Annotated in this window: 31 protein-coding genes; 10 read left to right on the top strand and 21 right to left on the bottom strand. The window is 64.4% G+C overall.

Annotated elements, in window-relative coordinates:
- Window positions 1-33 precede the first annotated feature (33 nt).
- Complete coding sequence (locus QYM46_RS07645) at window positions 34-549, bottom strand: SRPBCC family protein (protein ID WP_432791450.1); 516 nt, start codon at window positions 547-549, stop codon at window positions 34-36.
- Window positions 550-572: 23 nt separating this feature from the next.
- Between QYM46_RS07645 and QYM46_RS07640 the strand changes: the two genes are divergently transcribed.
- Window positions 573-1217, top strand: a complete 645-nt coding sequence (locus tag QYM46_RS07640) for a mismatch-specific DNA-glycosylase (RefSeq protein ID WP_432791449.1) — start codon at window positions 573-575, stop codon at window positions 1215-1217.
- A 34-nt stretch (window positions 1218-1251) separates the two neighbouring features.
- Here QYM46_RS07640 and QYM46_RS07635 read toward each other — a convergent pair whose 3' ends face one another.
- The 5 genes from QYM46_RS07635 to QYM46_RS07615 form a co-directional block, all read right to left on the bottom strand.
- The gene (locus tag QYM46_RS07635; protein ID WP_432791448.1) at window positions 1252-3042 is read right to left on the bottom strand and encodes a DUF222 domain-containing protein; all 1791 of its coding nucleotides are present in this window, start codon (window positions 3040-3042) and stop codon (window positions 1252-1254) included.
- Between the two features lie 102 nt (window positions 3043-3144).
- The gene (locus QYM46_RS07630) at window positions 3145-3804 is read right to left on the bottom strand and encodes a thymidine kinase (protein WP_169252001.1); all 660 of its coding nucleotides are present in this window, start codon (window positions 3802-3804) and stop codon (window positions 3145-3147) included.
- A complete protein-coding gene (locus tag QYM46_RS07625; RefSeq protein ID WP_432791447.1) occupies window positions 3797-4477 on the bottom strand; it encodes a PepSY domain-containing protein in 681 nt (226 codons plus the stop codon). The genes QYM46_RS07630 and QYM46_RS07625 overlap by 8 nt, the downstream gene beginning before the upstream one ends.
- 132 nt (window positions 4478-4609) lie before the next feature.
- A complete protein-coding gene (locus QYM46_RS07620) occupies window positions 4610-5068 on the bottom strand; it encodes a VOC family protein (protein ID WP_432791446.1) in 459 nt (152 codons plus the stop codon).
- A 125-nt stretch (window positions 5069-5193) separates the two neighbouring features.
- A complete protein-coding gene (locus QYM46_RS07615; protein WP_432791445.1) occupies window positions 5194-5889 on the bottom strand; it encodes a hypothetical protein in 696 nt (231 codons plus the stop codon).
- A 180-nt stretch (window positions 5890-6069) separates the two neighbouring features.
- Between QYM46_RS07615 and QYM46_RS07610 the strand changes: the two genes are divergently transcribed.
- Entirely contained in the window at window positions 6070-6360 is a 291-nt protein-coding gene (locus tag QYM46_RS07610; RefSeq protein ID WP_025778133.1) for a YrhK family protein, read from the top strand.
- A gap of 19 nt (window positions 6361-6379) precedes the next feature.
- Here the strand turns inward: QYM46_RS07610 and QYM46_RS07605 are convergent, their stop codons facing one another.
- The 6 genes from QYM46_RS07605 to QYM46_RS07580 form a co-directional block, all read right to left on the bottom strand.
- A complete protein-coding gene (locus QYM46_RS07605) occupies window positions 6380-6829 on the bottom strand; it encodes an HXXEE domain-containing protein (protein ID WP_432791444.1) in 450 nt (149 codons plus the stop codon).
- A gap of 86 nt (window positions 6830-6915) precedes the next feature.
- Window positions 6916-8445 (bottom strand): ATP-binding cassette domain-containing protein, encoded by a 1530-nt coding sequence (locus tag QYM46_RS07600; RefSeq protein WP_432791443.1) that lies wholly within the window; start codon window positions 8443-8445, stop codon window positions 6916-6918.
- A gap of 10 nt (window positions 8446-8455) precedes the next feature.
- Complete coding sequence (locus QYM46_RS07595) at window positions 8456-9310, bottom strand: energy-coupling factor transporter transmembrane component T family protein (RefSeq protein WP_432791442.1); 855 nt, start codon at window positions 9308-9310, stop codon at window positions 8456-8458.
- Window positions 9307-10188 carry a histidine kinase gene (locus QYM46_RS07590; protein WP_432791441.1) on the bottom strand — a complete coding sequence of 294 codons (882 nt, stop codon included), beginning with the start codon at window positions 10186-10188 and terminating at the stop codon, window positions 9307-9309. Before QYM46_RS07590 ends, QYM46_RS07595 begins: the two co-directional genes overlap by 4 nt.
- Window positions 10185-11345, bottom strand: a complete 1161-nt coding sequence (locus QYM46_RS07585) for a nucleoside hydrolase (protein ID WP_432791440.1) — start codon at window positions 11343-11345, stop codon at window positions 10185-10187. The genes QYM46_RS07590 and QYM46_RS07585 overlap by 4 nt, the downstream gene beginning before the upstream one ends.
- A gap of 26 nt (window positions 11346-11371) precedes the next feature.
- Window positions 11372-11830, bottom strand: a complete 459-nt coding sequence (locus QYM46_RS07580) for a DUF2695 domain-containing protein (protein WP_432791439.1) — start codon at window positions 11828-11830, stop codon at window positions 11372-11374.
- Between the two features lie 119 nt (window positions 11831-11949).
- On the opposite strand from QYM46_RS07580, the gene QYM46_RS07575 reads away from it, so the two are divergent.
- The gene (locus QYM46_RS07575) at window positions 11950-12870 is read left to right on the top strand and encodes a carbohydrate kinase family protein (RefSeq protein WP_432791438.1); all 921 of its coding nucleotides are present in this window, start codon (window positions 11950-11952) and stop codon (window positions 12868-12870) included.
- Here QYM46_RS07575 and QYM46_RS07570 read toward each other — a convergent pair.
- Both QYM46_RS07570 and QYM46_RS07565 read right to left on the bottom strand, forming a co-directional pair.
- Window positions 12860-13330: an SRPBCC domain-containing protein gene (locus QYM46_RS07570; RefSeq protein WP_432791437.1), complete on the bottom strand. Its 471-nt coding sequence runs from the start codon at window positions 13328-13330 to the stop codon at window positions 12860-12862. The genes QYM46_RS07575 and QYM46_RS07570 overlap by 11 nt on opposite strands.
- The gene (locus tag QYM46_RS07565) at window positions 13323-13844 is read right to left on the bottom strand and encodes a winged helix-turn-helix transcriptional regulator (protein ID WP_432791436.1); all 522 of its coding nucleotides are present in this window, start codon (window positions 13842-13844) and stop codon (window positions 13323-13325) included. The genes QYM46_RS07570 and QYM46_RS07565 overlap by 8 nt, the downstream gene beginning before the upstream one ends.
- Window positions 13845-13964: 120 nt before the next feature.
- Between QYM46_RS07565 and QYM46_RS07560 the strand changes: the two genes are divergently transcribed.
- On the top strand, window positions 13965-14603 hold the full coding sequence (locus QYM46_RS07560; protein WP_432791435.1) for a dihydrofolate reductase family protein: 639 nt from the start codon (window positions 13965-13967) through the stop codon (window positions 14601-14603).
- A 137-nt stretch (window positions 14604-14740) separates the two neighbouring features.
- On the opposite strand, the gene QYM46_RS07555 is transcribed toward QYM46_RS07560, so the two are convergent.
- Window positions 14741-15427: an SDR family oxidoreductase gene (locus tag QYM46_RS07555; RefSeq protein WP_025778122.1), complete on the bottom strand. Its 687-nt coding sequence runs from the start codon at window positions 15425-15427 to the stop codon at window positions 14741-14743.
- A 223-nt stretch (window positions 15428-15650) separates the two neighbouring features.
- Here QYM46_RS07555 and QYM46_RS07550 point away from each other — a divergent pair, with 223 nt between their 5' ends.
- The 4 genes from QYM46_RS07550 to QYM46_RS07535 are packed head-to-tail and all read left to right on the top strand — an operon-like array spanning window position 15651 to window position 17853.
- The gene (locus QYM46_RS07550; RefSeq protein WP_432791434.1) at window positions 15651-16232 is read left to right on the top strand and encodes a hypothetical protein; all 582 of its coding nucleotides are present in this window, start codon (window positions 15651-15653) and stop codon (window positions 16230-16232) included.
- 33 nt (window positions 16233-16265) lie between these two features.
- Complete coding sequence (locus QYM46_RS07545; RefSeq protein WP_432791433.1) at window positions 16266-16871, top strand: 1-acyl-sn-glycerol-3-phosphate acyltransferase; 606 nt, start codon at window positions 16266-16268, stop codon at window positions 16869-16871.
- Window position 16872: 1 nt separating this feature from the next.
- Window positions 16873-17316 carry an alternative ribosome rescue aminoacyl-tRNA hydrolase ArfB gene (gene arfB / locus QYM46_RS07540; RefSeq protein ID WP_432791722.1) on the top strand — a complete coding sequence of 148 codons (444 nt, stop codon included), beginning with the start codon at window positions 16873-16875 and terminating at the stop codon, window positions 17314-17316.
- 42 nt (window positions 17317-17358) lie between these two features.
- Window positions 17359-17853, top strand: a complete 495-nt coding sequence (locus QYM46_RS07535; protein WP_432791432.1) for a mycothiol transferase — start codon at window positions 17359-17361, stop codon at window positions 17851-17853.
- A gap of 58 nt (window positions 17854-17911) precedes the next feature.
- Here the strand turns inward: QYM46_RS07535 and QYM46_RS07530 are convergent, their stop codons facing one another.
- From QYM46_RS07530 to QYM46_RS07520, 3 genes are all read right to left on the bottom strand, one after another.
- Window positions 17912-18763: a GNAT family N-acetyltransferase gene (locus QYM46_RS07530; protein WP_432791431.1), complete on the bottom strand. Its 852-nt coding sequence runs from the start codon at window positions 18761-18763 to the stop codon at window positions 17912-17914.
- A gap of 19 nt (window positions 18764-18782) precedes the next feature.
- Complete coding sequence (locus tag QYM46_RS07525) at window positions 18783-19727, bottom strand: alpha/beta fold hydrolase (protein WP_432791430.1); 945 nt, start codon at window positions 19725-19727, stop codon at window positions 18783-18785.
- Window positions 19728-19826: 99 nt separating this feature from the next.
- Window positions 19827-20324 (bottom strand): nucleoside deaminase, encoded by a 498-nt coding sequence (locus QYM46_RS07520; protein ID WP_432791429.1) that lies wholly within the window; start codon window positions 20322-20324, stop codon window positions 19827-19829.
- Window positions 20325-20361: 37 nt separating this feature from the next.
- Here QYM46_RS07520 and QYM46_RS07515 point away from each other — a divergent pair, with 37 nt between their 5' ends.
- Window positions 20362-20793: a hypothetical protein gene (locus QYM46_RS07515; protein ID WP_432791428.1), complete on the top strand. Its 432-nt coding sequence runs from the start codon at window positions 20362-20364 to the stop codon at window positions 20791-20793.
- Here QYM46_RS07515 and QYM46_RS07510 read toward each other — a convergent pair.
- A complete protein-coding gene (locus QYM46_RS07510; protein ID WP_432791427.1) occupies window positions 20700-21140 on the bottom strand; it encodes a YtoQ family protein in 441 nt (146 codons plus the stop codon). The two genes, QYM46_RS07515 and QYM46_RS07510, sit on opposite strands and share 94 nt — an antisense overlap.
- A gap of 106 nt (window positions 21141-21246) precedes the next feature.
- Window positions 21247-22257, bottom strand: coding sequence for an alpha/beta hydrolase (locus QYM46_RS07505; RefSeq protein WP_432791426.1), 1011 nt, complete (start codon window positions 22255-22257; stop codon window positions 21247-21249).
- Window positions 22258-22705: 448 nt separating this feature from the next.
- Between QYM46_RS07505 and QYM46_RS07500 the strand changes: the two genes are divergently transcribed.
- Window positions 22706-23095: a VOC family protein gene (locus tag QYM46_RS07500; protein ID WP_432791425.1), complete on the top strand. Its 390-nt coding sequence runs from the start codon at window positions 22706-22708 to the stop codon at window positions 23093-23095.
- A gap of 52 nt (window positions 23096-23147) precedes the next feature.
- Here the strand turns inward: QYM46_RS07500 and QYM46_RS07495 are convergent, their stop codons facing one another.
- The gene (locus tag QYM46_RS07495; protein ID WP_432791424.1) at window positions 23148-23894 is read right to left on the bottom strand and encodes a DUF5701 family protein; all 747 of its coding nucleotides are present in this window, start codon (window positions 23892-23894) and stop codon (window positions 23148-23150) included.
- Window positions 23895-23912 lie beyond the last annotated feature (18 nt).

The following is a 23912-nucleotide window of genomic DNA, read 5'->3' as shown; positions in this document are numbered from 1 at the left end:
CCGGCAGATTCGGTGGCCGGGGCACTTGTTCGCTCAGGAGCCGGACCGGGCGGCCAGTCGTGATCGCAGTCCCCGTTCACCGGCTCTCATCACTGCCCCGTGCATGAGCCCAGCCAGCGGTCGCATCGCTCTGATGATCGTTCTGCTCATCGTCACACACCACAGAGAATCGATGGTCGTCACGCCTGCCGAGGCGGTCAGAGTCCATCGGCCTTCGCCCCGCAGATCACCATTCGCCCGGAAACGGATGAGATGAGGTGCATCGACCTCGTCGACTTCGATGGAGAAGCGCAGAGACCACCCGATCGGTGCGTGGACCAGAAGGCGGGCTCGGCTGCCTGGGGTCACCGGCAGATCGGCGGCGTCAACGTCAGTCTGTGCGGCCCCGACCTTTTCGGCTGCCGTCAGTCCCGGCCACCACCCCGGCCACTCGTCGACCCGTTCCAGAACCGCCCACACCGATTCGATTCCGGCGTCGACGATCCACCGGTCGTCGAAATGGAAGGGTGCGGACTCTCCGGGCTGTGGGGTCACATGTTCGTGGCTCATGGTACGACGGTAGTGTGAAAGATGTGAGTGAGGACAACTTCGTCAGCAATCGTCGGCCATCGCCTCTGGGCGGCCGCAAACCGACCAAGGACGATCTTGCGGGTTTCGCGACGGATGATCCGAATGCGATCGACGATATCCTGCCGACCGATTCCTCCGGGCTGAAGCTGCTCATCGTCGGTATCAACCCGGGGCTGTGGACGGCCGCGGTGAATGCGCCGTTCGCACGTCCCGGAAATCGGTTCTGGCCGTCTCTGCATCAGGCCGGCCTGACCGATCACCAAGTCGATGCCTCTCGTGGGCTCGAGCCTGCGGATGAACAGCAGCTGCTGCGTCGCGGCATCGGCCTGACCAACCTCATCGGGCGAGCCACTGTCCGGGCCGACGAACTCTCCCGGCAGGAGCTGCGTGAGGGGGCGGCCCACCTCATCGGACGTCTTTCCGATGTCCGCCCCCGTGCCGTGGCGATCGCCGGGATCACCGCGTTCAGGACTGGTTTCGCACAGCCGAAGGCTCAGCTCGGTCAGCAGGATACGACGCTGATCGAAGGGTGGCCCGATGAGGTGGCTCTGCATGTGGTGCCGCAGCCCAGCGGGCTCAACGCCCACTACCAGGTCGCCGACCTCGCCCGGATCTGGCGCGAGGTGTGGGAGAGCATCGACGACTGACACGGAAACCCGTTGTCGAGGATGGAGGGCACGTTCATTCGCCTTTGGACTTCCGCCCAGCAGAATTGTGGAAAGAATAGCTGAATGCAGGTTGGCTGCCACCATGGCCTCCAGCCGCTGCCTCGGCTCGCCGGAACCCGACATGCTCCCGGATGCCGGTGAGCAGCAGCTCCTCGACCGGGCTCAGCGGCTCGAAGTCCGCGTCGTAGACATCAACGCTGACGGTGGTGCTCCCGATTCTCAGCGGTGGCGGCTGCTCGGCCCGGCGAATGAACCGCCATGGCAGGAAGATCCGCCGCTGCTGGTCGTCGGGACCTTCGTCAGCACCCTCGACCTCTCCTGATACGGGCGCTTCGCCCGACGCAGGCGCTTCGCCCGATGCAGACGCACCAGACCCGGGTGCGGTGTCTGCAGCTACAGGGCCTGCAGCTGTGCTGTCTTCGGCCGTGGCGGCCGGTGGTGTTGGTCCGCCCTCAACAGTTGGTGGGTCGGAACCGACGGCCGGGTTCGGCGGACCGGTTCCCGCGAGAATACCCGACGGAGCAGTCGTCTCGGCGACGCTCTCGCCGCCGACCAGGCCCGGGTCGGGCTCGCTGATCGGTTTGGTGCGCGAGCGGTAGCGGTGGCCCGTGGGCGTGACCACTTCGAGCGCATCCGGCGTTGCCCTATGCCGCCACCCCGCGAGTTCCTTCGCATAATTGCAGGCCGCGCACAGGCCGGAGGAGTTCTCCCATTCGGTGTCTCCGCCGGCGGCGAAGGAGACCGCGTGATCGGCCTGCTTGATCGGCGCGTCGCACCAGGGCGAGCGGCACACATCATCACGCATAACAATCATGCGCCGGAGCAGTCCGGCAAACTCCCTGCGGCGAGAATCCATCCGCACAAGCTGTCCGTCCTCCGGCCGCGTGTACAGGCGACGTAGGAACACCGCAGCATCATTCTCGGCCACGAAATCCCTGGCAACCTCGGCCGGGATCGGTCCGACTCCGGGGAACCATGCCGATTCCTCCCCCGGTGCGAACAGACTGCTCGCCTGCATGATCAGGTGCACCTCCGTCGGCACGGCCTTGGCCGATTCCTGCCCGGTCAGGCGTTCGACCAGCAGGTCTGCCGCGATCTGACTCTGCGAGCGACCGTCGGCTTCACCCGTGGCGATGACAGACTGTGCCGATTTCGTCAGGTTCGCAAAGGCGGCAACCGCCTGCGGCATCGGCAGCAGCGCGGTCAGGTAGGCCATGTTCCCCGGAGCCGGACGCACACTCACCGAACGCTCTTCGATGCAGCGTTCCAAGTGGTCGACCGCGGCCTGCTGGTCGAGCTTCTGCGCAAGCGCTCGCACCTCGTTGCCGAGTCGCCTGACACCCACCTCGGAAAGGCGTTCGGCCATGCACTCATCGAGCTCATGCTTCTTCTCCCTCGGCAGCCAGTCGGACTCCTTGGCAACAACCCGCGCTTTCTCTTCCGAGATGTCACCGCCCTTCATCGCCGCAAACGTCCTCGGCAGGTCCATGAGCAGAGTCCGGGAGAACTTCAACAGTGCGTCTCCGCGGGAGCGCGAGACCTTCCTCGCCAGGGCCACCTCGGCTCCGAGGCCACGTCCCTGCTTCTTGCTGGCGACACCGTCTTCGGCTTCGCGATTGCGGCGGAGCATGTCGAACGTCAGGGTCTCACGGGCCTGCGCGGCCGCACTCGCCGACGCGAGTTCCTCGAGTGCAGTGATGCGATCGATGGCTTCTTCCTCGGTCTTCGCCGGGGGCAGTTCGGACAGACTGACACGCCACCGACGGATCTCGGTGAGAACGTCTGGAACCTGCTCTGCTTCCATGCCCAAAACACTATCGGTCGCCACTGACATAAGAATCCTGACCGACGTTCTCCCATGTCAGAAGCAACACCCCACCGGCAAAGGCGAGAGTCCTGTCACCGGCTATGTCTGAGAACTGCTGACGGCTGACGTTGTGGCACGCCTCCGATTGAAGTGTTCGCGACAGCGGGCGACATAGGCGTCGAGGCCCCCGACGTGGCTGGCATCGATGGCGGTGGCGACAGGACTCGGTGGGTCCTCATCCGAGGCCGCCTCCGATGCCTCTGCAGCACTCGATCCGCGCTGCGAGTCTTTGAGCCGTTGATGGAAGACGGCATCGCGGCCGCAGATCGTGCAGACCGCGGTGAGCCTGAGCACTTCTTCGGCCACGGCCATGAGACTCGGCAGCGGTTCGAACGGCTCTCCGTCGAAGGTCACGCACAGCCCCTCGACGATGACGTCGAACCCGTCGCGAAGGAGCCCCTCGACTATGGGAATGAGCTCGGGTCCGAAGAACTGAGCCTCATCGATGGCGACGAGATCATAGTCGGCAGAGCGGGCCGCCTCGGCGAGGGAGTCCACGTCCGACAGCGGCACCGCGGGGATGTGTGCTCCGATATGTGAGGTGATCGTCGAGATCGGCGAGCGGGTGTCGAGCGAATGGGACACCACGAGGACAGCCACGCCGGCGATGGTCGCCCTCCTCACCCGGCGCATGAGCTCCTCGGACTTGCCGGAGAACATGGGCCCGGCGATGACGATGAGGCGACCGGTGTCAGTCATCGTCGACGGTGACGCGTTTGGTGTCGGTGTCGACGGTGACTTCCGTCTCCTCCCCGCCATCGGAGAAGTCGAATTGGTATTCCTGCATGCTGTCGTCGTATTCGAGCTTCCAGCCGACGAGCTTGCCGGACGCCTTCTCCTGCGCGAGTTTGAGTGCGTCGTCGAAGGTCATCGGGTCGTTGAGGTCGATGGGCTCTTCCTTGTCGTCGGTCGAATCCTGCTCGTGTTCGACGATATTTCCGGAGTCGGCGTCGATCTCGACGTCGTGGTCGGTGGTGCCGTCGAGGATCGAGACGTCGTACTGCCAGGCCCCGTCCTTCTCGTCCCAGTCGAGTTCGATGCCGTGGACGATTCCGTCTCCGACTTCCTTCTTCGCCGTCTCGATCGCGTCGCCGGCACTGACCGCCGGCGCATCCTTGCTCAGATCTGCATCGGCGGGGAGCCCTTGTCCGGACGAGTCCTGCGTCGAGTCCTGCTCGCTGTCGTCGCCGGCGTTCTCATCCTTGTCGTCCGTGGCCTCATCGGCGTTGTCCGACGACGAGTCGCTGGCAGCGGGACTGTATTGCGTGTCATCACCGCCGTCCCCGGAGCCGCTTCCGGTACACCCGGCCAAACCGAGAGAAAGAGCCGCGAGTCCTGCCGCTGTGCTCAATGCCATGCGTTTCGTCTTCATGGGGCTCACGCTAGCAGCGAACGCGTCGGGCCACAGAGCTTCTGAGAAAAGTCTCATCTGCGCGAACGCCGATTCTCCATCGAGCTCGGAGCACGCCTCGTCCAGGCGCCGGCGTTCGATGAGTTCGGATCCTCAGTCAAGGCAGAACTCGTTGCCCTCAGGGTCGGCCATGATGATGAAGCCCTGCTCCATCGGCGGATCGGGATCGACACGTCTGAGCCGATGTCCTCCGAGCTCTGACAGGCGCACGCATTCGGCTTCCAGTGCCTCCATCCGTTCCTCGCCTTCGAGGCCCGGTGCCGATCGGACGTCGAGGTGGATGCGGTTCTTCACCGTTTTGTCTTCGGGGACGGTCTGGAAGAACAGGCGGGGTCCGATGCCCTCGGGGTCTTCGATGGCCGCGCGCATGTTCTCCGGCCCGAGCTCGATCCCGAGTTCGGCGATGAAGGCTTTCCAAGCGTCGAACGGATCGTCGTCGCCGAGTTCGACGCCCGGCGGGCCAGGAATGATGTAGCCGAGTGCCGATGCCCAGAACCTCGCCGTCTTCACCGGGTCATGGCAGTCGAAAGTGACTTGGACTCTTCTGCTCATCTCAGTCTCTCCTCTCTGAGTAAGGGTCGCGCGCCGACCAGCGGTGTCATCACCGACCAGTCACCGGTTTCCGGACCGCACAGGTCCCATCATCCTCCCTGTTCGTCAGAACGACCAGCACCGGATCAGACAGCCAACGGCTCGTCGAGGGAGAACAGACTCGGGATCTCGTGCCTGATCGTCTCCCCGAAGGTGGGCGCCCCGCCGAAGAGTCCTTCGACCGCATCGACGGTGTGCAGCACTCGATCGCGTGAGATCGGGGGCATGAGGTCGCCGTCCTTGAGGTAGCGCTTGAGTGAGCCGGTCGCAGCTGCCCTCAGCCCGAGGCGACCGGCGATGGACCATGTGATGCATTCGGTTTCGAAACGCACCTGGGCCCTGTCGATCCCGGGCTCACTGCCGATGACGCCGAACTTCGGCCGGTCGCCACGGTGACCTGCGAAGACGAGGGCCAACTCCTCGATCAGGTGCACGAGCATCACTGTTGGGCTGCGGGTCGTCGGCAGCGTCTCGGGCAGCAGATCCTTTCCGCGCAGGGCGGCGATGACCGTGTTGAGGCCGTCCCAGGTCGGGGCACGGTTCGCGGTGTCGGGGCCGGCCGCCTCGGTGGACGCCGTCGATCCCGCAGCGGGAGGGACTGACGGTTCCGCAGCGGGAGGGACTGACGCTTCCAGGCAGGATCGGGAGACTATCGCCGCATCGAATGCTGTGAGCTGGGGAGACCGGCGGACAACACAGAGCAGCTCGTCCCACGACAGGAGTGAGCTGCGCTCGCGTGGCTCACTGTAGAGGGCGTCGATTGAGTGCGGGTTTACGTCCATACGCTCAATCTAGGACTCGACACTGACATGAGATTCGGCGAGCCCCGGACCTGCACGACATGCCGGTCTGCCAGTAGGCTCGCACTGCAAGGACAGTAGCAGGGCTCCGCCGAGATCCCAGGAATGAGGAACTGAGGAACTGAGCAGGGCGGCGTCCCGGCGACGGAAGAGGAGAGTCACATGGCTGAGAACAACGGCGACATTCATCTGCATATCGGGCCCGAAGAGCTTGTCATCCGCCAGCGCTACCAGGTCATCAGCATCGCCAATGATGTGCTCATCGGCGTGTGGTTCCTCATCGGCAGCTTCATGTTCTTCTCCGACGCTCTGATGACCACCGGCACCTGGCTGTTCGTCATCGGCAGCATCGAGATGCTCATCCGCCCGGTCATCCGACTCATCCGGCACCTGCATCTGCAGAGGTTCCGCGGATCCAGCGGCGTCACCGCCGACTCGGGATACGACTTCTGAACAGGGACGACCAGTCGAACTAGACGAGGACGTGGGCAGCCACCGCCACCGCGCCCATCGTCGGTGCACCGCGGGCCCAGTCGCCGGCGGTCAGCGGTCTGCCGAGTACGGCGAGTTCCCGTCGGGCATAAGCGGCGCCCGGCCACATGATCGGCAGAGCCGTGATCACTCCCGCGGTGTATCGTCGAGCTGCGACTGCCGAGAGCAGGTGGGTGAACACGTGAGCTTCGAGGCCTGCGACCGACGCCCGATAGAAGCGTGAGGCTCCCCCTGTCCGAACCCCTCGGATGCCGGCAGCTGCGAGCCCGGCCCCGACCACTCCGATCGCGGCCACGCTCTGCTTCGTCGACATCCGCACAGCGTCGATTCCAGTGAGATCGGCGATGTAGTCGGTCGTCGCGGGGAACGTCAATGCCTCCTCCGCGTCGTGGAGAGCCCAAGCGGCGAACAGCATGATCGGTCCGCGCATTGCGTTCCCTTCAGACGACAGAACTCACAGACTCATTGCACCACACAATCGGTTCGGAGGTCCGTTGTCGCAGGGGCCGTGCCGCTTCAGGACAGGTTCACTCGTCCATCAGCGAGGTGGAATCGACGGTGAGAGGATTCATGGGCCCACCGGTGGTCATGGGTTGTTGCGAGGACGGCGCCGCCTCGGGCCAGGAAGCCATCGATGATCGCGCTCAACCGGTCCATTCCCGCTCGGTCGCGACCGATCGTGGGTTCGTCGAGAAGCAGGACTTCTGCGCCTGTGACAAGGGCCGAGGCGATGACGAGGTCTTTGCGCCGGGGTGTGTCGAGGTCGAATGGATGCTCCTCACACACGGCAGCCAGATCGGCCTCGTCCAACGCCGTGTCGACGACGCGGCGACGCTGTTCGATCATTTCCGGCCGATCGCGCCGCCGGTGGCGCGGCAGCGGAGCCGCACGCATGAGTTCGGATCGCACGGTCGCCGCCGAGAGCTGAACGCCGGGATCCTGTCCGACCCATCCCAGATGAGCGCTGCGGACGTGGGCGGGCAGGTCCAGCAGATTCGTCCTTTCGCCGAGGCGGCTCGCCGTGACCGTGCCCGCGCAGTCAGCCGACCGATCGAGGAGTCCGATGAGCCCGCGCAGCAGAGTCGACTTCCCCGCTCCGTTGGCGCCGGTGAGGGTGATCAGCTCACCGGGGTGAAGTTCGAAGTCGACGCACTTGAGCACAACTGTGCCTGCGCGGTCCACGCCGAAGTCCCTCACCTTAAGCACGGGTTCCGTTCTCACGGGTGCGGTCGGAATGACCGGTCCGGGCGGGTCAACGGGACGGGTGTCCCAGACTCCCTGCCGCAGTGCGGAACGGCCCAGTTCGTCACCTGTACCTGCGTCGGCATCGGTGTCCGTGCCAGCGTCGGTGTCGGCGCCAGCGTCGGCATCGGTGTCGGCGTCGGTGTCGGATTCAGTGTCGACCCCGGAATCCCCGGGCGCGACGTGCGCTGGCCTCAGCCTGCCCGCGTCGAGGAAACGCACCTCGTGGCAGGAGAGAGCGAGCTCGTCGATCTGGTGTCCGGTGATGAGCACCGACCGCCCACGATCACAGGTCTGCCGCAGGGCCGCCGCCAGACCTCGACGCATATCGGGGTCGAGTGACTGCGAGGGCTGGTCCAGAATGAGCAGATCGGGGTCGAGTGCGGTGATCCTCGACAACGCCACCAATTGGCGCTGACCGCCGGAGAGCGTATCGAGACGGCGGGCCCACAGGTCGTCGATCCCCAACCGTGCCAGCGCAGCCCGCGCCCGCTCCTCTGACTCGACTCCCGCAATGCCGCGCAATCTGCACGCCAACTGGACCTCATCCTCGACGTGGCTGGTCATTCCGCTCAATTGGGCTTCCGGATCATCGCCGAGGAGGCCGACAGTCCCAGCGACATCGACGTGCCCAGTCGATGTTCCTCTGGCTCCGAGCAGACCGGCCAACGCCCGAGCAAGGGTCGAAGTTCCCGATCCGACGGGACCGAGAACCGCGGTCATCGATCCTGCCGGCAGCGACAGGGTGACATCGGTCAGAGCCTGGGTCTCTTCACCGGCGTAGGTCAATCCGAAACCTGTCATCGCCGTCACCTCAGCGGACACCGATCAGTTGAGAGGAGTCCGGCAGCGGCAGCACACCGGCCACCGAGGCGGCGACGAGACCGACCGCGAGGACAGCGATGGTGAGACGCAGCAGTCCCTGTCCGCGACCGGTGTGGTAGTAGTGCAGTTCAACACGGCGACTGTTCGCTCCGAGGCCGCTCTGTTCGAGCACCTCGTGGCGCTGTTCGACCTCGATTAGCACCGAGGTGAACAGGCCCGTGACGATGCCCGGCAGCAGCCGCATTCGCACGCGCCAGTGCTGCGTCGCCCAGCCTCGGGCCTTGCGGGCTTCGATGACGTGGCGGGTTCGGGCGCCGATGAGAGGGATGAGTCCGATTGCGGAGGCGCACACATAGGCGATGCTGTCGGGCAGTCGGAGCATGCGCAGACCATCGAAGAGTCGAGCCGAATCGGTGCCGAGGCCGAAGAGGGCACACAGGCCGATGAGTGCGGTCACGCGCAGCCAGATCTGGATTGCGATGCTCAGTCCTTCGACGCTGAGATGCGCCGGTGCTGCCTCCCAGAGGACATGCACCTCGGCGCCCGGGTAGAAGAATCCCTGCACAATGACGAGCACGAACAGCGTCGGCAGGCACAGCACGGCGACACCGAGGGCCCACGACCGCAGACGCAGCGCCGGTGAGACGACGACTGTGAGCCCGGTGGCGACGATGACGGCCATGGGCACCACGGGTGAGGGCACCCCGAAGACGAGCAGGAGGCTGCTGAAGAGGATGACGATCTCGGTCGCCGGATGCAGCCGGCGACCGAGGTCAGTGCGACCGTCTTCTGGAGATACGGCGGCGCATCCTGTGCCGGGGGTCTCAGGACCGGAGGCGATCATTCCGCCGCGGGCGCCGACTCGACTGTCGCTCCGGCAGACGCTGTGCTCTCATTCGACGCAGACTTCTGGCGGCTGTGCAGGGCGAAGGGGTAGCGACCGATGATGCGTTTGGGCAGCGACCGGATGACGACATAGGCGAGGGCGAAGATGAGCGCCTTATCGACGATGTCGGAGACCATGCTCTGAGCGAAGGTGGCGTTGAACATCTCGAGGCCCGCGGCTTGGAGGATGGCCACGACTCCCCCGGTTCCGGCTCCGAGTCCGCCGCCGAAGACGTAGGCGGCTACGGGTGCTCCGATGGCACCGGCGGGAACCCCGGCGACGGCGCCGACGATGACCGCCGTCCAGGGTGTGCGGAAGACCCCGAGTCGTGCTGCCCAGCCGGCGGCAGCTCCGATGAAGGCGGCCCCGGAGCTGAAGGCGATGACGCTGGGGCTCAGGGTCACGCCCCAGACGAGGTTCGAGATGATTCCCGTGAAGGCACCTGCGGCGGGCCCTGCCAGGACGCCGATGAGCACCGTTCCGATGGAGTCGAGGTAGAGGGGTACGGGGGTGTAGTTGCCGATGACCTGCCCGATGACGATGTTGAGAGCGATGGCGACCGGAATGAGGGCGAGAACGCTGCGGGGAATCAGCGGGAGAGTACCGGCGGCGAGAAGAATGCCTCCGACCAGATAGCCGAGCATGACCCACAGAGTGGTATGGCCGAGGTCGACACCGAGGTTGGCCGGTTGGGTCAGCAGCACGGCGACGTAGGTGCCGATGACGATGAGGGTGCCGAGCAGAATGAGGGCGAGAGCTAGGGTGCGGCTGCGGTTTTGTCCGGGACCGACCGTGGTGGTCGGCCCCTGCCCAGACTGTCTGGAGTGTGCGGTCATGCTGGTGGTCCTTTCATCAGGGTGGAACTGAGGTGGTCGAGGAAGGCAGGAGCGTCGATGGTGCGGATGATCTCTGCATTCACGGGGCGGCTCCACCGTCCCAGCCAATCGGCGACGGTTTCGCCTCGTGTGAGTGTACCCGTGAGTTCGACATCGACTGGTGCCCACAGCGTCGACGCCCACGGCAGCTCCCCCGCAGATCCTCGTTCGGGCACCGAGGCGGCCGCCTCCGAGACGTTGGTGTTCGGATCTTTGGGCGCTGTCCCGAGCGACTCAGCGGTGTTCTGTCGTGCCCAGGACAGGGCGCAGGCGAGGACGAAAGGGTCGTGGATGTGAGCGACATAACCGAGTCCGTCGGATTCGTGGAACTCGAAGTAGAAGCGCAGAGCTTCGGAAAGCTGTTCGAGGACCGACTGCCAGTGGTCGTCGGCACCGTCGGCAGGGGCTCCGTCGAGGATCGCGGTGAGGCGCTCAGGTGTCATCTCAACGGCTTCGGTCGCTTCGATGGGGGCGATGATCGGCAGGTGACTGAGGTGACCGCTCGCATGCGCTGTGCCGAATGCCTCGAGCACTCGGGCCGTGGACTCGGGGTCGAAGGTGACGTTCCATTCCGACGTCGGGTGGGTGTTGCCGCGGTAGTTGAATGCTCCGCCCATGATGAAGAGGCGCTTGAACAGACTCGGCAGATCCGGGTCGATCTCGAGGGCCGAGGCGAGATTCGTGGCCGGACCGATGACGACCCCGAGGAGCTGTCCGGGATGGGCGTGGGCAGCATCGACCCACGCTTGAGCAGCCGATACCGAACTCGCCGGGGCGCTCGGGTCCGGCAGCCGCGCATATCCGCGTCCGGTCTCGCCATGGGTGAGGTCGGCGTATTCCAGGACTTCGCCCGATGCCGTCTCCGACGTCTGCGGATCAAGCTGCAGGGCCTGCCGTGCCAGTGGAAGACTGTGGCCGGCGTGGACGGGAACGTCGCTGCGCCCGGCCAGCGTCAGCCAACCGCGGGTGTTCTCGACGACCTGTGAGGTAGCCACGTTGCCTCCGGAGGCCGCGATGCCGACGACGTCGACGTCGTCTTGGCAGCACAGGTAGGCCAGTGCAATGGCATCGTCGATTCCGGGGTCGCAGTCGAGGAAGAGCGGCAGAGTGGCAGGCATGGTTCTATTCTGCCGGACGCGTGCACTCACCATCGTCGGATGCGGGCCCAGTTTCCGCAGGCTTGCGTCGACCCCCTTCTCACCAATCGACAGCAGAGATAGAGCTTCGTCGAGGAAGGTTCGTCGATTCCGAACCTCTCTCTCATGTCGATGGCTTCCTCACTGCAGAAGGGAGTGCCGATGAGCTCACCGAACGGCATGCTGGTGATCCACGGTTTTGCGGCGAAAGTGAAGGCGTTGAGGAACATCTCACAGTCGCAGCAGCAGGCACCCATGCTGCTCAGCCGCGCGAGCAGCGCCGTGGCACGTGGAGCCGTACGGTCGCGGAAGCCTTCTGCGAACCGGTGTGTGCCGTTGCAGCCGAATTCCCCGAGCTGGCGGAACACATAGCAGGCCAGGCATTCGCCGGGGCGCGGTGCGAAGACGAGGGCGGTTTCCTCATCGATGATCGTTCTGACGTCGTTGTCAATGGTGTTCTTGTCCATGACCACACAGTTGCAGACGGCACTGACATGAAATGCGGTCGGTTCCTACCATTTACCGATTTTTGTCCTATTTCTGCTGGTCACGCCCGTGGAAAGATTTTCAGCTTAGAATCGTGTCCATGAGCATTCTCGTCATCGGTGAAGCCCTCATCGACATCGTCAGTTCGCCCGGTGTTCCCGACCGCTATGCACCGGGTGGAGCGCCGGCCAATGTCGCTCTCGGTTTGGGCCGCCTCGGCGACGAGGTCCAGTTCCTCACCGATGTCGGTGATGACTTCCACGGCGGATTCCTTCTCGCTCACCTGCGGGAGTCCCAGGTTGACGTGCTCGCCACCCCTCGAGGCGGCACCTCCACAGCGCTGGCCCACCTGGCCGATGACGGTTCGGCCGAGTACGAGTTCCGGCTGCGGTGGGATCCCGATTCGTCGCTGCTCGGAAGCAGCGCCCATTCGGCCCTGCATTTCGCGTCGATCGCAGCTTTCCTCGAGCCGGGCTCCGTCGTGATCGACCGACTCCTCGACGCTGTCCCGGAACAGCCAGATCCGCAGACGGCAGGCCTGCAGAGAGCAGGGACGCTCATCTCCTTCGACCCGAACATCCGACCGTCGATCGTCGGTCCCCACGAGGATGTGCTGCCACGATTCGAGGAGTTGGCGCGTCGGGTCGACGTCCTCAAACTCAGCGATGTCGATGCCGATTGGCTCTATCCCGATCTTTCTGAGGAAGCACAGGTCGATCGTCTGCTCGATTTTGGTCCGGGTCTGGTGACGATGACTCGCGGCGGTGACGGAGCGATCTTGGCGACCGCCTCGGCGCGGGTGACGGTGGATTCGGCTCGGGTCGACGTGACGGATACGATCGGAGCCGGGGACACGTTCATGGTCTCCCTCATCCACGATCTGCACGCCTCGACATCACCGGTGGCCTCCCTCGGTGCGGCAGAGCTCATGGCCCTGGGAGATCGTGCATCTGCGCTGGCCGGGATCACCGTCGGCCGCAGCGGCGCAGATCTTCCGTGGGCCGCGGATCTCACGAACTGAGGAACTCGCCGAGCTGTCGCAGGCAGATGTCGTGGCCGTTGCGGTGTCCGTCGACCATTCCCTCACCGACGAAGGACACGACTTGGTCGACGAGCCCGACCCGGGTGCCCGTCGGGATGGCGGTCAGGGTCCAGGTGATGATGGCCGTCGAGAGGATCTCATCGTCTTTGGTGAGAGTCTCGGTGGTCACGATATGACGCTCCGGTTCCAATGAGCAGTACTGACCGGTGGAGACGAACTCGAGTTCTCCCGGTGATCCGCAGCGGGCACGGATCGCTCCCCCGGGACGGAAATCGTCGATATCGCAGACCATCTCCTCGCCTTCGGGAACTCCCCACTGCACACGCTGGCCGGTATCGGCGAAGGCGTTCCACACCGCCGAGATCGGGTGCTCGAAATCAGCGCCGAGGCGGATCGTCGCGGTCACCGGCGCACTCTGGTCAGACGCGGTTTCACTCACTGAAGAACACCTCCTCGTGTCCGCGCGAGGCGGCGATCTCCGCCTCATACGCCGCCTGCAGACTCTGCGAGGCGCGCGGAGCTTCCGGGTCGGGACGCGGCACGCCGAGGTGGATCTCCCGGAGTTCATCCATGAGTCCGTCCACGAGCTGTGGATCTTCGGCCATGAGGCGGGACCGGATCGTCAACTCCGGGGAGGTCTCCCGGTGCGTCATCCCCCAGGTACCGAGGGCCACCATGACCGGCAGGGTCTGGATACCCGCCTCGGTGAGGGAGTATTCGGCTCGCTGCCCGCGCGTGGCTTCCGCCCTTGTCAGCAGCCCTTCATCGACGAGTTTCTTCAGCCGGCTGGAGAGCATGTTCGACGCGATGCCCTCGTCATTGCGGGTGAGCAGCTCACGGAAGTGGCGGCGATCGCCGAAGACGATGTCGCGCAGGACGATGAGCGACCAGCTGTCCCCGAGCACCTCGACCGCGGCATTGATAGCACATCCCGAGCGCGGTTGTGCAGACATCATTCCACCTCCAGTGATTGCATTCTGAAACTACTTAATCTTACACTGGGTCCACTTCCCCGGAACCCACGCAATCCGTCGGACTGACGACATCAGCCGAACCATCACATTGGAGTGCACATGGCCAAAGTGTGTGTCAACAACCTCTTCGTCTCCCTCGACGGATTCGCTGCCGGCGAGTTCGTCACCTTCGATCAGCCGATCGGCGAAGCCCAAGCACTGTTCTCTTTCTTCGACGGCCGCGGCATCGAGGGAGTGGACAAGGTCGACGCCCCGGTGACCGCAGACCGCGCTCTGTTCGCCATGTGGGGTCAGGGCATCGGAGCCGAGATCATGGGCCGGAAGAAGTTCGGTCCCCAGACTGGGCCGTGGCCTGACGACGGCTGGCGTGGCTGGTGGGGTGAGGAGCCGCCGTTCAAGACCCCGTGCTTCGTTCTCACTCATCATCAGCGGGAGCCGATGGAGTTCGGCAACGGCACGAGTTTCCACTTCATCGACGCCTCGCCCGCGGAGGCACTGGCCGAGGCGAGCGCTGCCGCTGACGGCGGCAATGTCCGCATCGGCGGCGGTCCTTCGATGGTCAGACAGTTCCTTGCGGACGGCCTCGTCGACTTCATGCACCTCGTCATCGTCCCGGTCACCCTCGGCCGCGGGGTCTGGCTCTGGGAGGGCCTCGAGGGACTTGAGAAGGATTTCACGATCGAGAGCCTCACCACGGCCAGCGGCCTGACCCATCAATTGTGGAATCACCGAGGCTGATCTGCCCGAGGACTCAGGGGTCCGGTCCCTGCGGGTGCGACAATGCCGATGGCCCGCCGTTCCCTAACGGAACGGCGGGCCATCGGGTCAGTGGGCCGCTCGGACCCGGGTGACGGCTCGGAGCGGTCGGACTCAGGTCAGCGGATCGCCTCGGCGATGGGGGTCTGCCCGTCATAGAAGTTCACGGTCTCGCGCACCGCAGCGGACTCGGCGATGACGTGGGTGATGACGTCGGCGACGAGGTCGCGTGAGGTCACCCGCACATCGTCGGCCGGCGTCTGCCCATCGAGGTCGCCGGCCGCATCGGCGATGAGAACCTTGCCGCTGGAGGGCTCGAGGGTCAGACCGCCGGGTCCGAGGATCGTGAAGTCCAACGAGCTGGCTCGCAGGTGCTCATCGGCGCCGCTCTTGGCCTGCACGTAGGGGTAGAAGGAGCTCTCCGGGTCGACGCGGTCCGAGTCGACGGAGGCGCTGGCGTAAGAGACCATGACGAAGCGCTTGACCCCGGCCTGTTCGGCGGCGTCGATGGATCGCTTGGCTGCTTCGAGGTCGACGGCCCTAGTCCGCTCCGGGCTGCCGCCGCCGGCTCCGGCGGAGAACACGACAGCCTGGGCTCCTGCGAACAGGTCGGCGAGCGCCTGGGTGTCGGCGGTTTCGATGTCGAGGACGACTGGGTTGGCCCCAGCGGTTTTGACATCGGATGACTGGTCGGGGTTGCGGATCACCGAGTCGACGGCGAAGCCTGCGGCCTTGAGCTTGGGCGCGGCCAGAAGTGCGATCTTTCCATGGCCGCCGAGAACGACGACACGAGCTGAATCAGACATATCTTCCTCTGCTGTTGGTGATGGTCGTACCTCGCACAGCGATCAAGCTGCTGCGATTATTCCCGCCGGTCTCCAACCGAGATCGCAGGCTCAGCGGTCACCGCGCGAGAAGTGTTGGACTCAGCGCCTGACCACCGTCGAGGACGGGGATTGGCTGAAGCCTGCCCGTGGGGTTTGTGTCCGAATGCTCAGGTCGGTCACGGCGGCCGGTACGCTGAAGCCTATGCCCGAGGACTATTCGCCTGCCGCCGTCGTGCACCGGTTGGAGCGCGGACGACCCGTATCAATCCCCTCGTCGACGCGACACATCGTCCTCACCTTGGTCCTCGCTCTCATCATCGGATTCGGGCTGCTCGCCGCCTTCGTGTGGATCGTCACCGCCACGATCAGGGACGGCCGCAGCTGGTGGCTCATCATCGCCAATCTGCGCATGTGGGCCGTCGTCGTCGGCATCATCGGCTGCCTCGTCGTCGCTCCGATCGGTGTGTTCCTGCGACTGCACCGACGAGAATCCCTCGTCCTCTCTCCTGCAGGAGTCTCCCTGGCCCGAAACGGCCGGATCCTGCCCGCGACGTTCTTGCCGTTGAATGACATCAAGATGGTCGTGTTCGAACGTACCGTCTCCCGCGGCCCGAAGATGCTCGCCTACATCCTCACCGAGGAAGCGACCCGCCGGTTGCGCGGACGGAAGCTCAATCCCCGCATCGTTGTCCGCAGCGGATTCGTCCTCAGCCACCGCCGACTGCATCCGGTGCTGGCGGCCGCGCATTCCCGGTTTTCGACACAGTCCCAGGGACGCTGGTAGGTTCACCCCCTCGCGTGCTCTACCGTTGAGATCATGATCCGACGCCTCCTCGCCCGCGCCTTCTGGACCTTCAGCAGGTGGAACCTCGTCACCGAGCCCGCTCCGAACCGTCCGACCATCCTCGTCGGAGCTCCGCACACCTCGAACTGGGACTTTGTCGTGATGCTCGCAATCGCGTGGCGCATGCGCGTCGACGTCCATTGGCTGGGCAAGCATTCCCTGTTCACCGGATGGCGTGGACCGATCATGCGCGGGCTCGGCGGGATTCCCGTTGACCGCTCGGATCCGAGCAAGATCGTCGACGAGGTGGTCGGCCGCATGCGTAAAGGGGAGGTCTTCGCTCTCGTCATCACTCCAGACGGAACCCGCGGCGGGCACACTCACTGGAAATCCGGGTTCCATCGCATCGCGATGGCAACGGGAATGCCCGTAACGTTGGGCTACCTGGATACCGCGACCCAGACGACGGGGCTGGGCCCGACTCTGGAGATGACCGGCGACATCGCCGCGGACATGGATCGGATCCGCGAATTCTACGCCGACAAGCGTGGAATCCGCCCGCACCTGCAGATCACGCCGAGGCTGCGCGAAGAAGACCCCGCCGGTGACGATCGCGAAGGCGAAGCGAAGCCGAACTGAGATGGACGGTGATCTGCGCGTCCCCGCCGGGCCGGGTATCCCCGCCGGGCTGGTCATCCCCGCGTCCGACCTGTCCGAACAGTTCTCCCGGTCATCCGGCCCGGGCGGCCAGCACGTCAATACCTCCGATTCACGGGTGCAACTGAGCCTCGACCTGGCCTCAGCGAGATTCCTCACCGAGGTTCAACGCGAGCGAGTGCTCAGTCGGTTGGCACCACGACTGTCGGGCACCGTGGTGACCGTGACTTCGGAGAAGCAGCGGTCACAGCTGAAGAACCGTCAGGACGCACGCATGCGTCTGGCGCAGCTGCTGCGTGAAGCGTTGGCTCCGCCGGTGCAGAGGCGAGCAACGAAGCCGTCACGCAATTCCCGCCGCCGGCGAGTGCAGTCCGAACAGCGGCGGTCGGAGATCAAACGCAACCGTCGCAGGCCGCGCCTCGACTGAGGTGCCGTGACAGCGATGGTCGCAAAGAGCAGAATGGGCGACATGAACAGCATCGACATTCTCACCGACCTGTCCCAGCGCCCCCTCCAAGCGGCACAGGCGCTGCCCGACCTCTCCCCCGAAGAACTCAACCGCCACCTCGGCGGGCATCCGAATTCCCTCGCCTGGCTGCTGTGGCACAGCGGCCGTGAGATCGACGTGCAGCTCTCAGCCCTCACGGGCAAGCGCGAGCAGTGGGAGGACTTCCGGAACCGGTTCGATCTCGGCGAGATCGGCGAGACCTTCGGCTACGGACACAGTCCCGAACAGGCGGCAGAGATCAAGGTCGACGATCAACAGCTGCTCGTCGACTACCTCGCCGCTACTCTGAACGCGTTCACCGACTATGCAAAGACGCTCTCCGAGGATGACTTCGACGAAGTCATCGACAGGAACTGGACTCCGGCAGTCACTCGCGGCGTCCGCATGGTCTCGATCATCGACGATGCGATTCAGCACGTCGCGCAGGCGGCGTTCATCGCCGGCGCTCCGGCCTGACCTCCGACGTCGGCTGTCCTGATCTCCAACGCCGCTCCGGTCTGTTCTCCAACGCCGGTCAAGGGCGGCGGAAGTCCCTGACCTCGCCGAGGCCGTCCATCCCGGCCGCTCGATAGGTGGCGACGGCGGCGGTGTTCGATGACGGAGTAGCCACGTTGACACTCGACGCTCCCATCGACCGCAGTGCGCTTGCAGCACCGAGCGCCATTTCCGTGCCATACCCGAGGCCGCGGTGGTCACCATGAACTCCGAGAGGTTCGATGATGCCGGGGCGACCGTGTCCAGCTGACCAGACGGTGGTGGCGCCGACGGCAGCACCGTCCGTGGAATAGCCGACGAGACACCGAGCCTGTTGGTAGGCGTGTCCTGCAGCCATCAGCTGCCATCGCTCAGCGGTCAGTGATGCGCCGGGGAATGCGGCGGATTCGACGCTGACCCGGTCAGCGATGTCGTCCGCTTCGACAGTCTCGAACCTCAACGCGGTCGGTCGGACAGAATCTGACAGTGCGCGGTGCAGGACGGTCCAGGGTTCTTCGGGTGTCCATCCCGCCTCGTTGAGGGTGTGCTGCAGCGCGGGTCCGAACCGGGATTCGACGATTCCCGTCCCTGGTGGGAGGAGATCGGACAGAGTGGTCTCGATAGCAGTCACGACCGCCTCGGCGAGGGTTTCATCCGCGGCATGGTCGGGCGAGATCGCCATGCGAATGAGTTCGGTTTCGTCGAGGAATCCGACGGCTGCGATCTCGCCGTACCGCGTCCACACCCGCAGTCCCGAGGCAAGCGCTTGCGGGCCGAAGCGCTGATACCAGCCGAAGTCGCCAGGATGGACTTGGACGGGCAGCCCCTCGCACTGCCAGGACGCGACAGCATCGATGATGTTCGAAAGGTCCTCGGCGGACGGAATCATCATGGTGGGCCAGCCTCGATCTTTAACCTGCGATGACGCGGGTTGCGAATTCGACGATCTCCGCTTCCGCCTCGGCGCGAGTCGTCGGTTCATTGTGGACTTCGTGCCGGACTCCTGAAAAGACTCGTGTGCGCACGTCTGCGTGACCGGTCTCTCGCAGCCTGTTGGCCACGTGGTAAGCGCCTTCGCCGTAGTTCGCGACCGGATCCTGGTCACCCGCGAGGATGAGCACCGGCAGATCGCTTGAGATCGTCTCATACCAGGAATCGGCATTGGCTTCGTCATAGATGTCGACGAACCCCTGCAGGAACCGCGCACTCATCGGGGCACCGAAATTATTGAACGGGTCACGGCCGTGATCGGTGACGACCGCCTCGTCGAGGGCAACCCATGCAGTGGGTCCTGCATCGGTCCCGCAGCGGTCGAGGAACCCGTCGAAGAGCTGTCCCACCAGATGGTCTGCAGCAGGTTCCGCACGATGGTCGCCAGCGGCCGCCTCGGCGAGTTCAGCGCGGTCAATGGTCTGTTCGATTCCCTTCATCTGCGCGGCGATTCCGCACAGCGCCAGCCCGGTGAGTTCGGCTTCAGGGCGGGATGCCATGGAGCGGGCGATCATCGACCCCCAGCTGTGGCCGAAGACGATATAGGGCAGTCCGGGCAGGATCTCACGCGCCTTCGCCTGCAGAGTCACCTCGTCGTCGACGACGACGCGCGCGGCCTCGTCTCCGGCGTCGGCCCAGACACCCGACTCCATGGCAGTGCGCCCGTGCCCTGCGTGGTCACTGGCGACGACGGCGAAGCCGGCATCGAGCAAGGTGCTGATGAGGTGGAGGTAGCGGCGGGAATGTTCGCCGAGGCCGTGGATGATCTGCACGATGCCGTTCGGCGCCGTCGTGGGAGTGTGGAGCCACGCGTTGATCGTGTCGCGATCGTTGCTCGAGGGGAACGTGATTTCATGCAGGGCCAAGGCCGGACTCCTTTGTCAGTTTCGCTACCGGCCCCGTGATTTCGGTGCGGGCAGAACAATCGCTGAGATGCAGATGATGCAGATACTGTACCGCGGATCTCAGGCATCGACTCCGTGCAGACGGGCGTGCAGATTCCGCACCCGGGTGCTCAATTCCGGATCGGGTCCGGCGACTTCGATTCCCGGGGCGACGTCCTGAACGGGCAGCGGCAGTACGGGACCGGGGGCCAGACCCCAGTCCTTGTGCCAGGCGCTCAGCTGCTGGCTGCTGCTGGCGTAGACGATGCGGCCGAGGCCCACCCACGCGTGCGCCGCTGAGCACATCGGGCAGTGTTCGCCGGAGGTGAAGACGACAGATTCAGCTCGTTGTTCGGGTGTGAGATGTTCGGCTGCCCAGCGAGCGATTTCGAATTCGGGGTGACGGGTGTGGTCGCCGCCGGCCACCCGGTTGCGGTCGGCGAAGAGTTCACGACCGTCGGCGTCGACGAGCACGGAACCGAATGGTTCGTCTCCGGCGGCAAGGGCTTCGCGTGCCAGGTCGACGCTTCGGGTGAGGAATCTGCGGTCATCATCATTGAGATCAAGTTGAGGTTCCATGTTCCTCATCCAATCACAGCGGGCAATTCTATGGTCCATGCCGTTCGAAGCCGTGTCATTCACCGAGGTCACCACCGAAGGCCTCGAGTCCTCTCCCGTCGCCGAGGCGCTGGCGAGCCTACGTGCCAACGAGGCACGGTACTTCTCCAATAAGTACAAACACACGTTCACCGTGACGCCGGCTGCTGAAGCTCAGGACGTTCTGAGGTGGGTCGAGGAGATCCTCGAATCCGGACGTGAGATCGTTCCGACCTCGCCGGCACTCGAGGTCAGCATCAACGACGTCGACGGCGTCTACTGGGTGGAGGCCGCGAACGACCCTTTGACGGGTGGTCGTTCGCGGACTCAGCTCATCGGGTTCAGTCCTTTTCAGGTTCAGTCTCTGAGGATGTACTTCAGGGTTTCGACCACCTGGTCGGTCGTCTGGCACCAGGCCTTGGCTTCGGCATCGACCTCTTTGAGCGGATGAATGATGTCGGCGTCGTGGAGGGTCACATAGGGTGTGCCGAGCGCTGCGCAGTAGCCGGCGTCGAAAGCGGCGTTCCACTGCTTGTACTTGTCACCGAAGCGCACGACGACCATATCGGCCTTCTCGATCAGGGTGCGGGTGCGGATGGCGTTGACCTTCGACGACTGGTGATCGCGCCAGAAGGAGCTGTCGTTCTCGCCGAGGTGGTCACCGGCGGCATCGCTGGCGGGGTGGTCGGTCACCGGGGCGGTGAATTCGATGTCGAGTCCGGCCGCTTCGGCGCCATTTTTGATCTCCTCACGCCAATCGGTGTGGATCTCTCCGGTCAGGTAAACACTGAAACTCATGATCGAATACTCCTGATTGCAATTAGCGTGGGACCGGTAAAGCCCTTCTGGGACCACCATAACCAATTGGTGATCGTCAGTATCGGTCTCACCCTGGAAGTCGGGGTCAGCGAAAGCGTTCGGACAGGTAGGCCTCTGCGATGCTCAGGTGTCCCTGGCTGCCGATCGAGTTCTTCGCCTTCTGCGTATACGCATGATTGGCGAGAGGGACCTGCACTGTCTGGACGTCGACTCCACGGCTTCGGGCCGATTCAGCCCATGCCAGCTGGTCACTCGGTGTGATGACGTCATCGCGCATGGCAGTCATCATGAGCACCGGTGGAGCGGGTGCTTCCAAATGGGTGACGGAATCGGCCACGGCGTATCGTTCTGGGTATTCCTCAGGCGTGCCGCCCGTATAGCTGGTCGCAAACAGTCGGGTACCGGTTCCTGCACCTGGCCCGGTGGGAGCGTTCTCGTAAAGGCCGGTCACATCGAACGCCGGGTAGTCGGCAATGACCGCGGCCGGAGCCGGAACCTTGCCACCACATGATGATTCGGCGGTGCCTTGCGCTGCGGCACCGGCGGTATTGGCGACCATGTTGCTGCCCGAGCTCTCGCCCCAGAACGCCAGGCGGTCCATATCTGCGCCGAGCGCGTCTGCGTTGGTCTGAATCCAGCTTGCCGCACAGGCGACCTGCGAAGGTGCGCTCTGCCAGGTGGCGTTGTCCAGGGTGGCGAGTTCGTATTCGACAGATACGACGAGATAGCCGTGATCAGCGAGTTCGCGGAGCTCGGAACTCGCGGCGTTCGGTTCGCCAGCGATCCATCCGCCGCCGTGGACGTACATGATCGTCGGAGCCGGACCCTTCGTTCCCTTAGGTTCGTAGATCGATACGGAAAGGTCGTCACCGGAGGTGGACTTGTCGTACACCTCGTTGCGGTCAGGCGATGCGGAGTCGATCGCCGAGAGTCCGAATGTGGCAGTGAACAGGTTCACCGAGCCGCCGGCGGCCGAAATAGCGCTGACGAGAACGATGATGACAGCGACGTTTGTGACAGCGGCGACCCCGCCGAGCACTGTGGTGGCTGTTCCGGTTCGGCGGAACCCTATGCGTACAGCAGCGATTCCGATCACGCACACGATCAATCCCACGACGGCTATCGGCGGAGCCACGGTAGGCGCCCATCGAGCCGCGAGTGGGCTGAGCGGACCAAGCCCGGGAATGAGGGATGCGAGGCCGATGACTGCAGCGATCGCACCGAGCGCGAGCGCGAGAATCAGGCCGGTAGCCCGACGTGTTGTGCCGACGCGCTGAGGCACCGGGGACTGTCGCGAACTCTTGCTGCTTGTCATCTTCGGTCCTCGACTTTCGAACTTTCGGGTTGAGAATCCCTCTGCAGCAGATCTCATGACTGCGACCATGTGCTGACGCCAGGGGTCACTCTAACGCAGGCCGATTCTCACGATCTTGACGATTCGGGTACACAGCCGCTTCTTCGGGACATCGAAGATGGCACCGTTTTCGCCCCGAGTATTCCTGGTTTCCTTGACGCCGTCAGAAGTCCGTTGGCAGTGTAGCGACATGTCGCTCTTTCGCACGCCTCAAGTCGTGCTGTTCACTCGAGACATCGACCGCGCGTCGGCCTTCTACCAAGCTCTCGGCTTCGAGGAAGTGTTTCGCACCCCGCTGACCGGAACACCCATCCACGTGGATTTCGCCCTTGACTGCTACCGAATCGGGCTTGCCACGGAAGCCAGCACCTGCGACGACCACGAGCTCGACCCGGTCGCCGTGGGACAGCGAACGGCGGTGATCCTCTGGACGGACGACGTGCCAGCCGGCTATGAGCGCCTCATCGGGCTCGGAGCAAGGCCGGTCAAGCCACCGGAGTTATGGCTCGACCGGCTGCTCATCGCCTGGGTCGAGGATCTGGACGGACACCTGGTTCAGGTCGTACAGAGCGTCAGCTGACCAGTTCCCGCCCCGGTGACTGTCGGACACAGAAGCGGAACTCCACCGGATTTCACGCGGTCGAGCCATTTGGAGCGCCGGACAAGTCAGCGACGCGACGAGCGCCCGATCCGAATCCCAGCCAAGTGTGCCGATTGTTCCACCAGCACCAGCCCAGTTTCGGTGGGCCTTTGCGGTCGCGACCGTCCCTGCCCGTACCGTTCGATATCCAGAGCGCAGGCGTTCGCGAATCGAATCCCTTCGCCTTTCGCCGACGCGATCCAATCATCATGTAGCAGGCGTTACGGTCGAGGGCAGCAGGCAGCTGCAACGCCAAATGCACACCTTCGACGACGGTGAAAGGTGTGCGTCCGCCCTTCGACAGCTCGTCCTGAGCCTCCGCCGGAGACCAATTGAGCATATCGTCGCCGCGCCGCGGATCTTCGAGCGCGTACACGAACGTGCCAGGCTCGGGCGCTTCGGCAGTGGGCACGAAATGGTCAAGGTCGTCCATGTCGACCACCACGAAGCCCTCCCGATCCTGCCCGCCCGAGGTGCGCCTCACATGTTGCACGAGAGTTCTGGCTGGCAGAACCCGTTCCGATACGACGAGCAGCGCTCCAGGAGCGACACGTTCCTGCAAGTCGGTGACGGCTTGATGCAACACATCAGTGGTGAGCTCGCCGCCCTCATCGTCCAGAAGGCCCGTCGCGATCAGCCTCTCGGCTTGCATTGCCAGCGGCGGCAGCTGCGGCACGACCATTCCCGATTGCAGTTGCGAGACTGTGCCGTCGCTCTTCTCATCGATCGTTTCGCTCACATCGCCTCCTCAATGTTC

This window comes from Brevibacterium sp. K11IcPPYGO002, from assembly GCF_050920635.1.
In the GTDB taxonomy this organism is placed as follows: domain Bacteria; phylum Actinomycetota; class Actinomycetes; order Actinomycetales; family Brevibacteriaceae; genus Brevibacterium.
The sequence above is the reverse complement of the archived record's forward strand: the minus strand, read 5'-3'. Positions and strand labels throughout refer to the sequence as shown.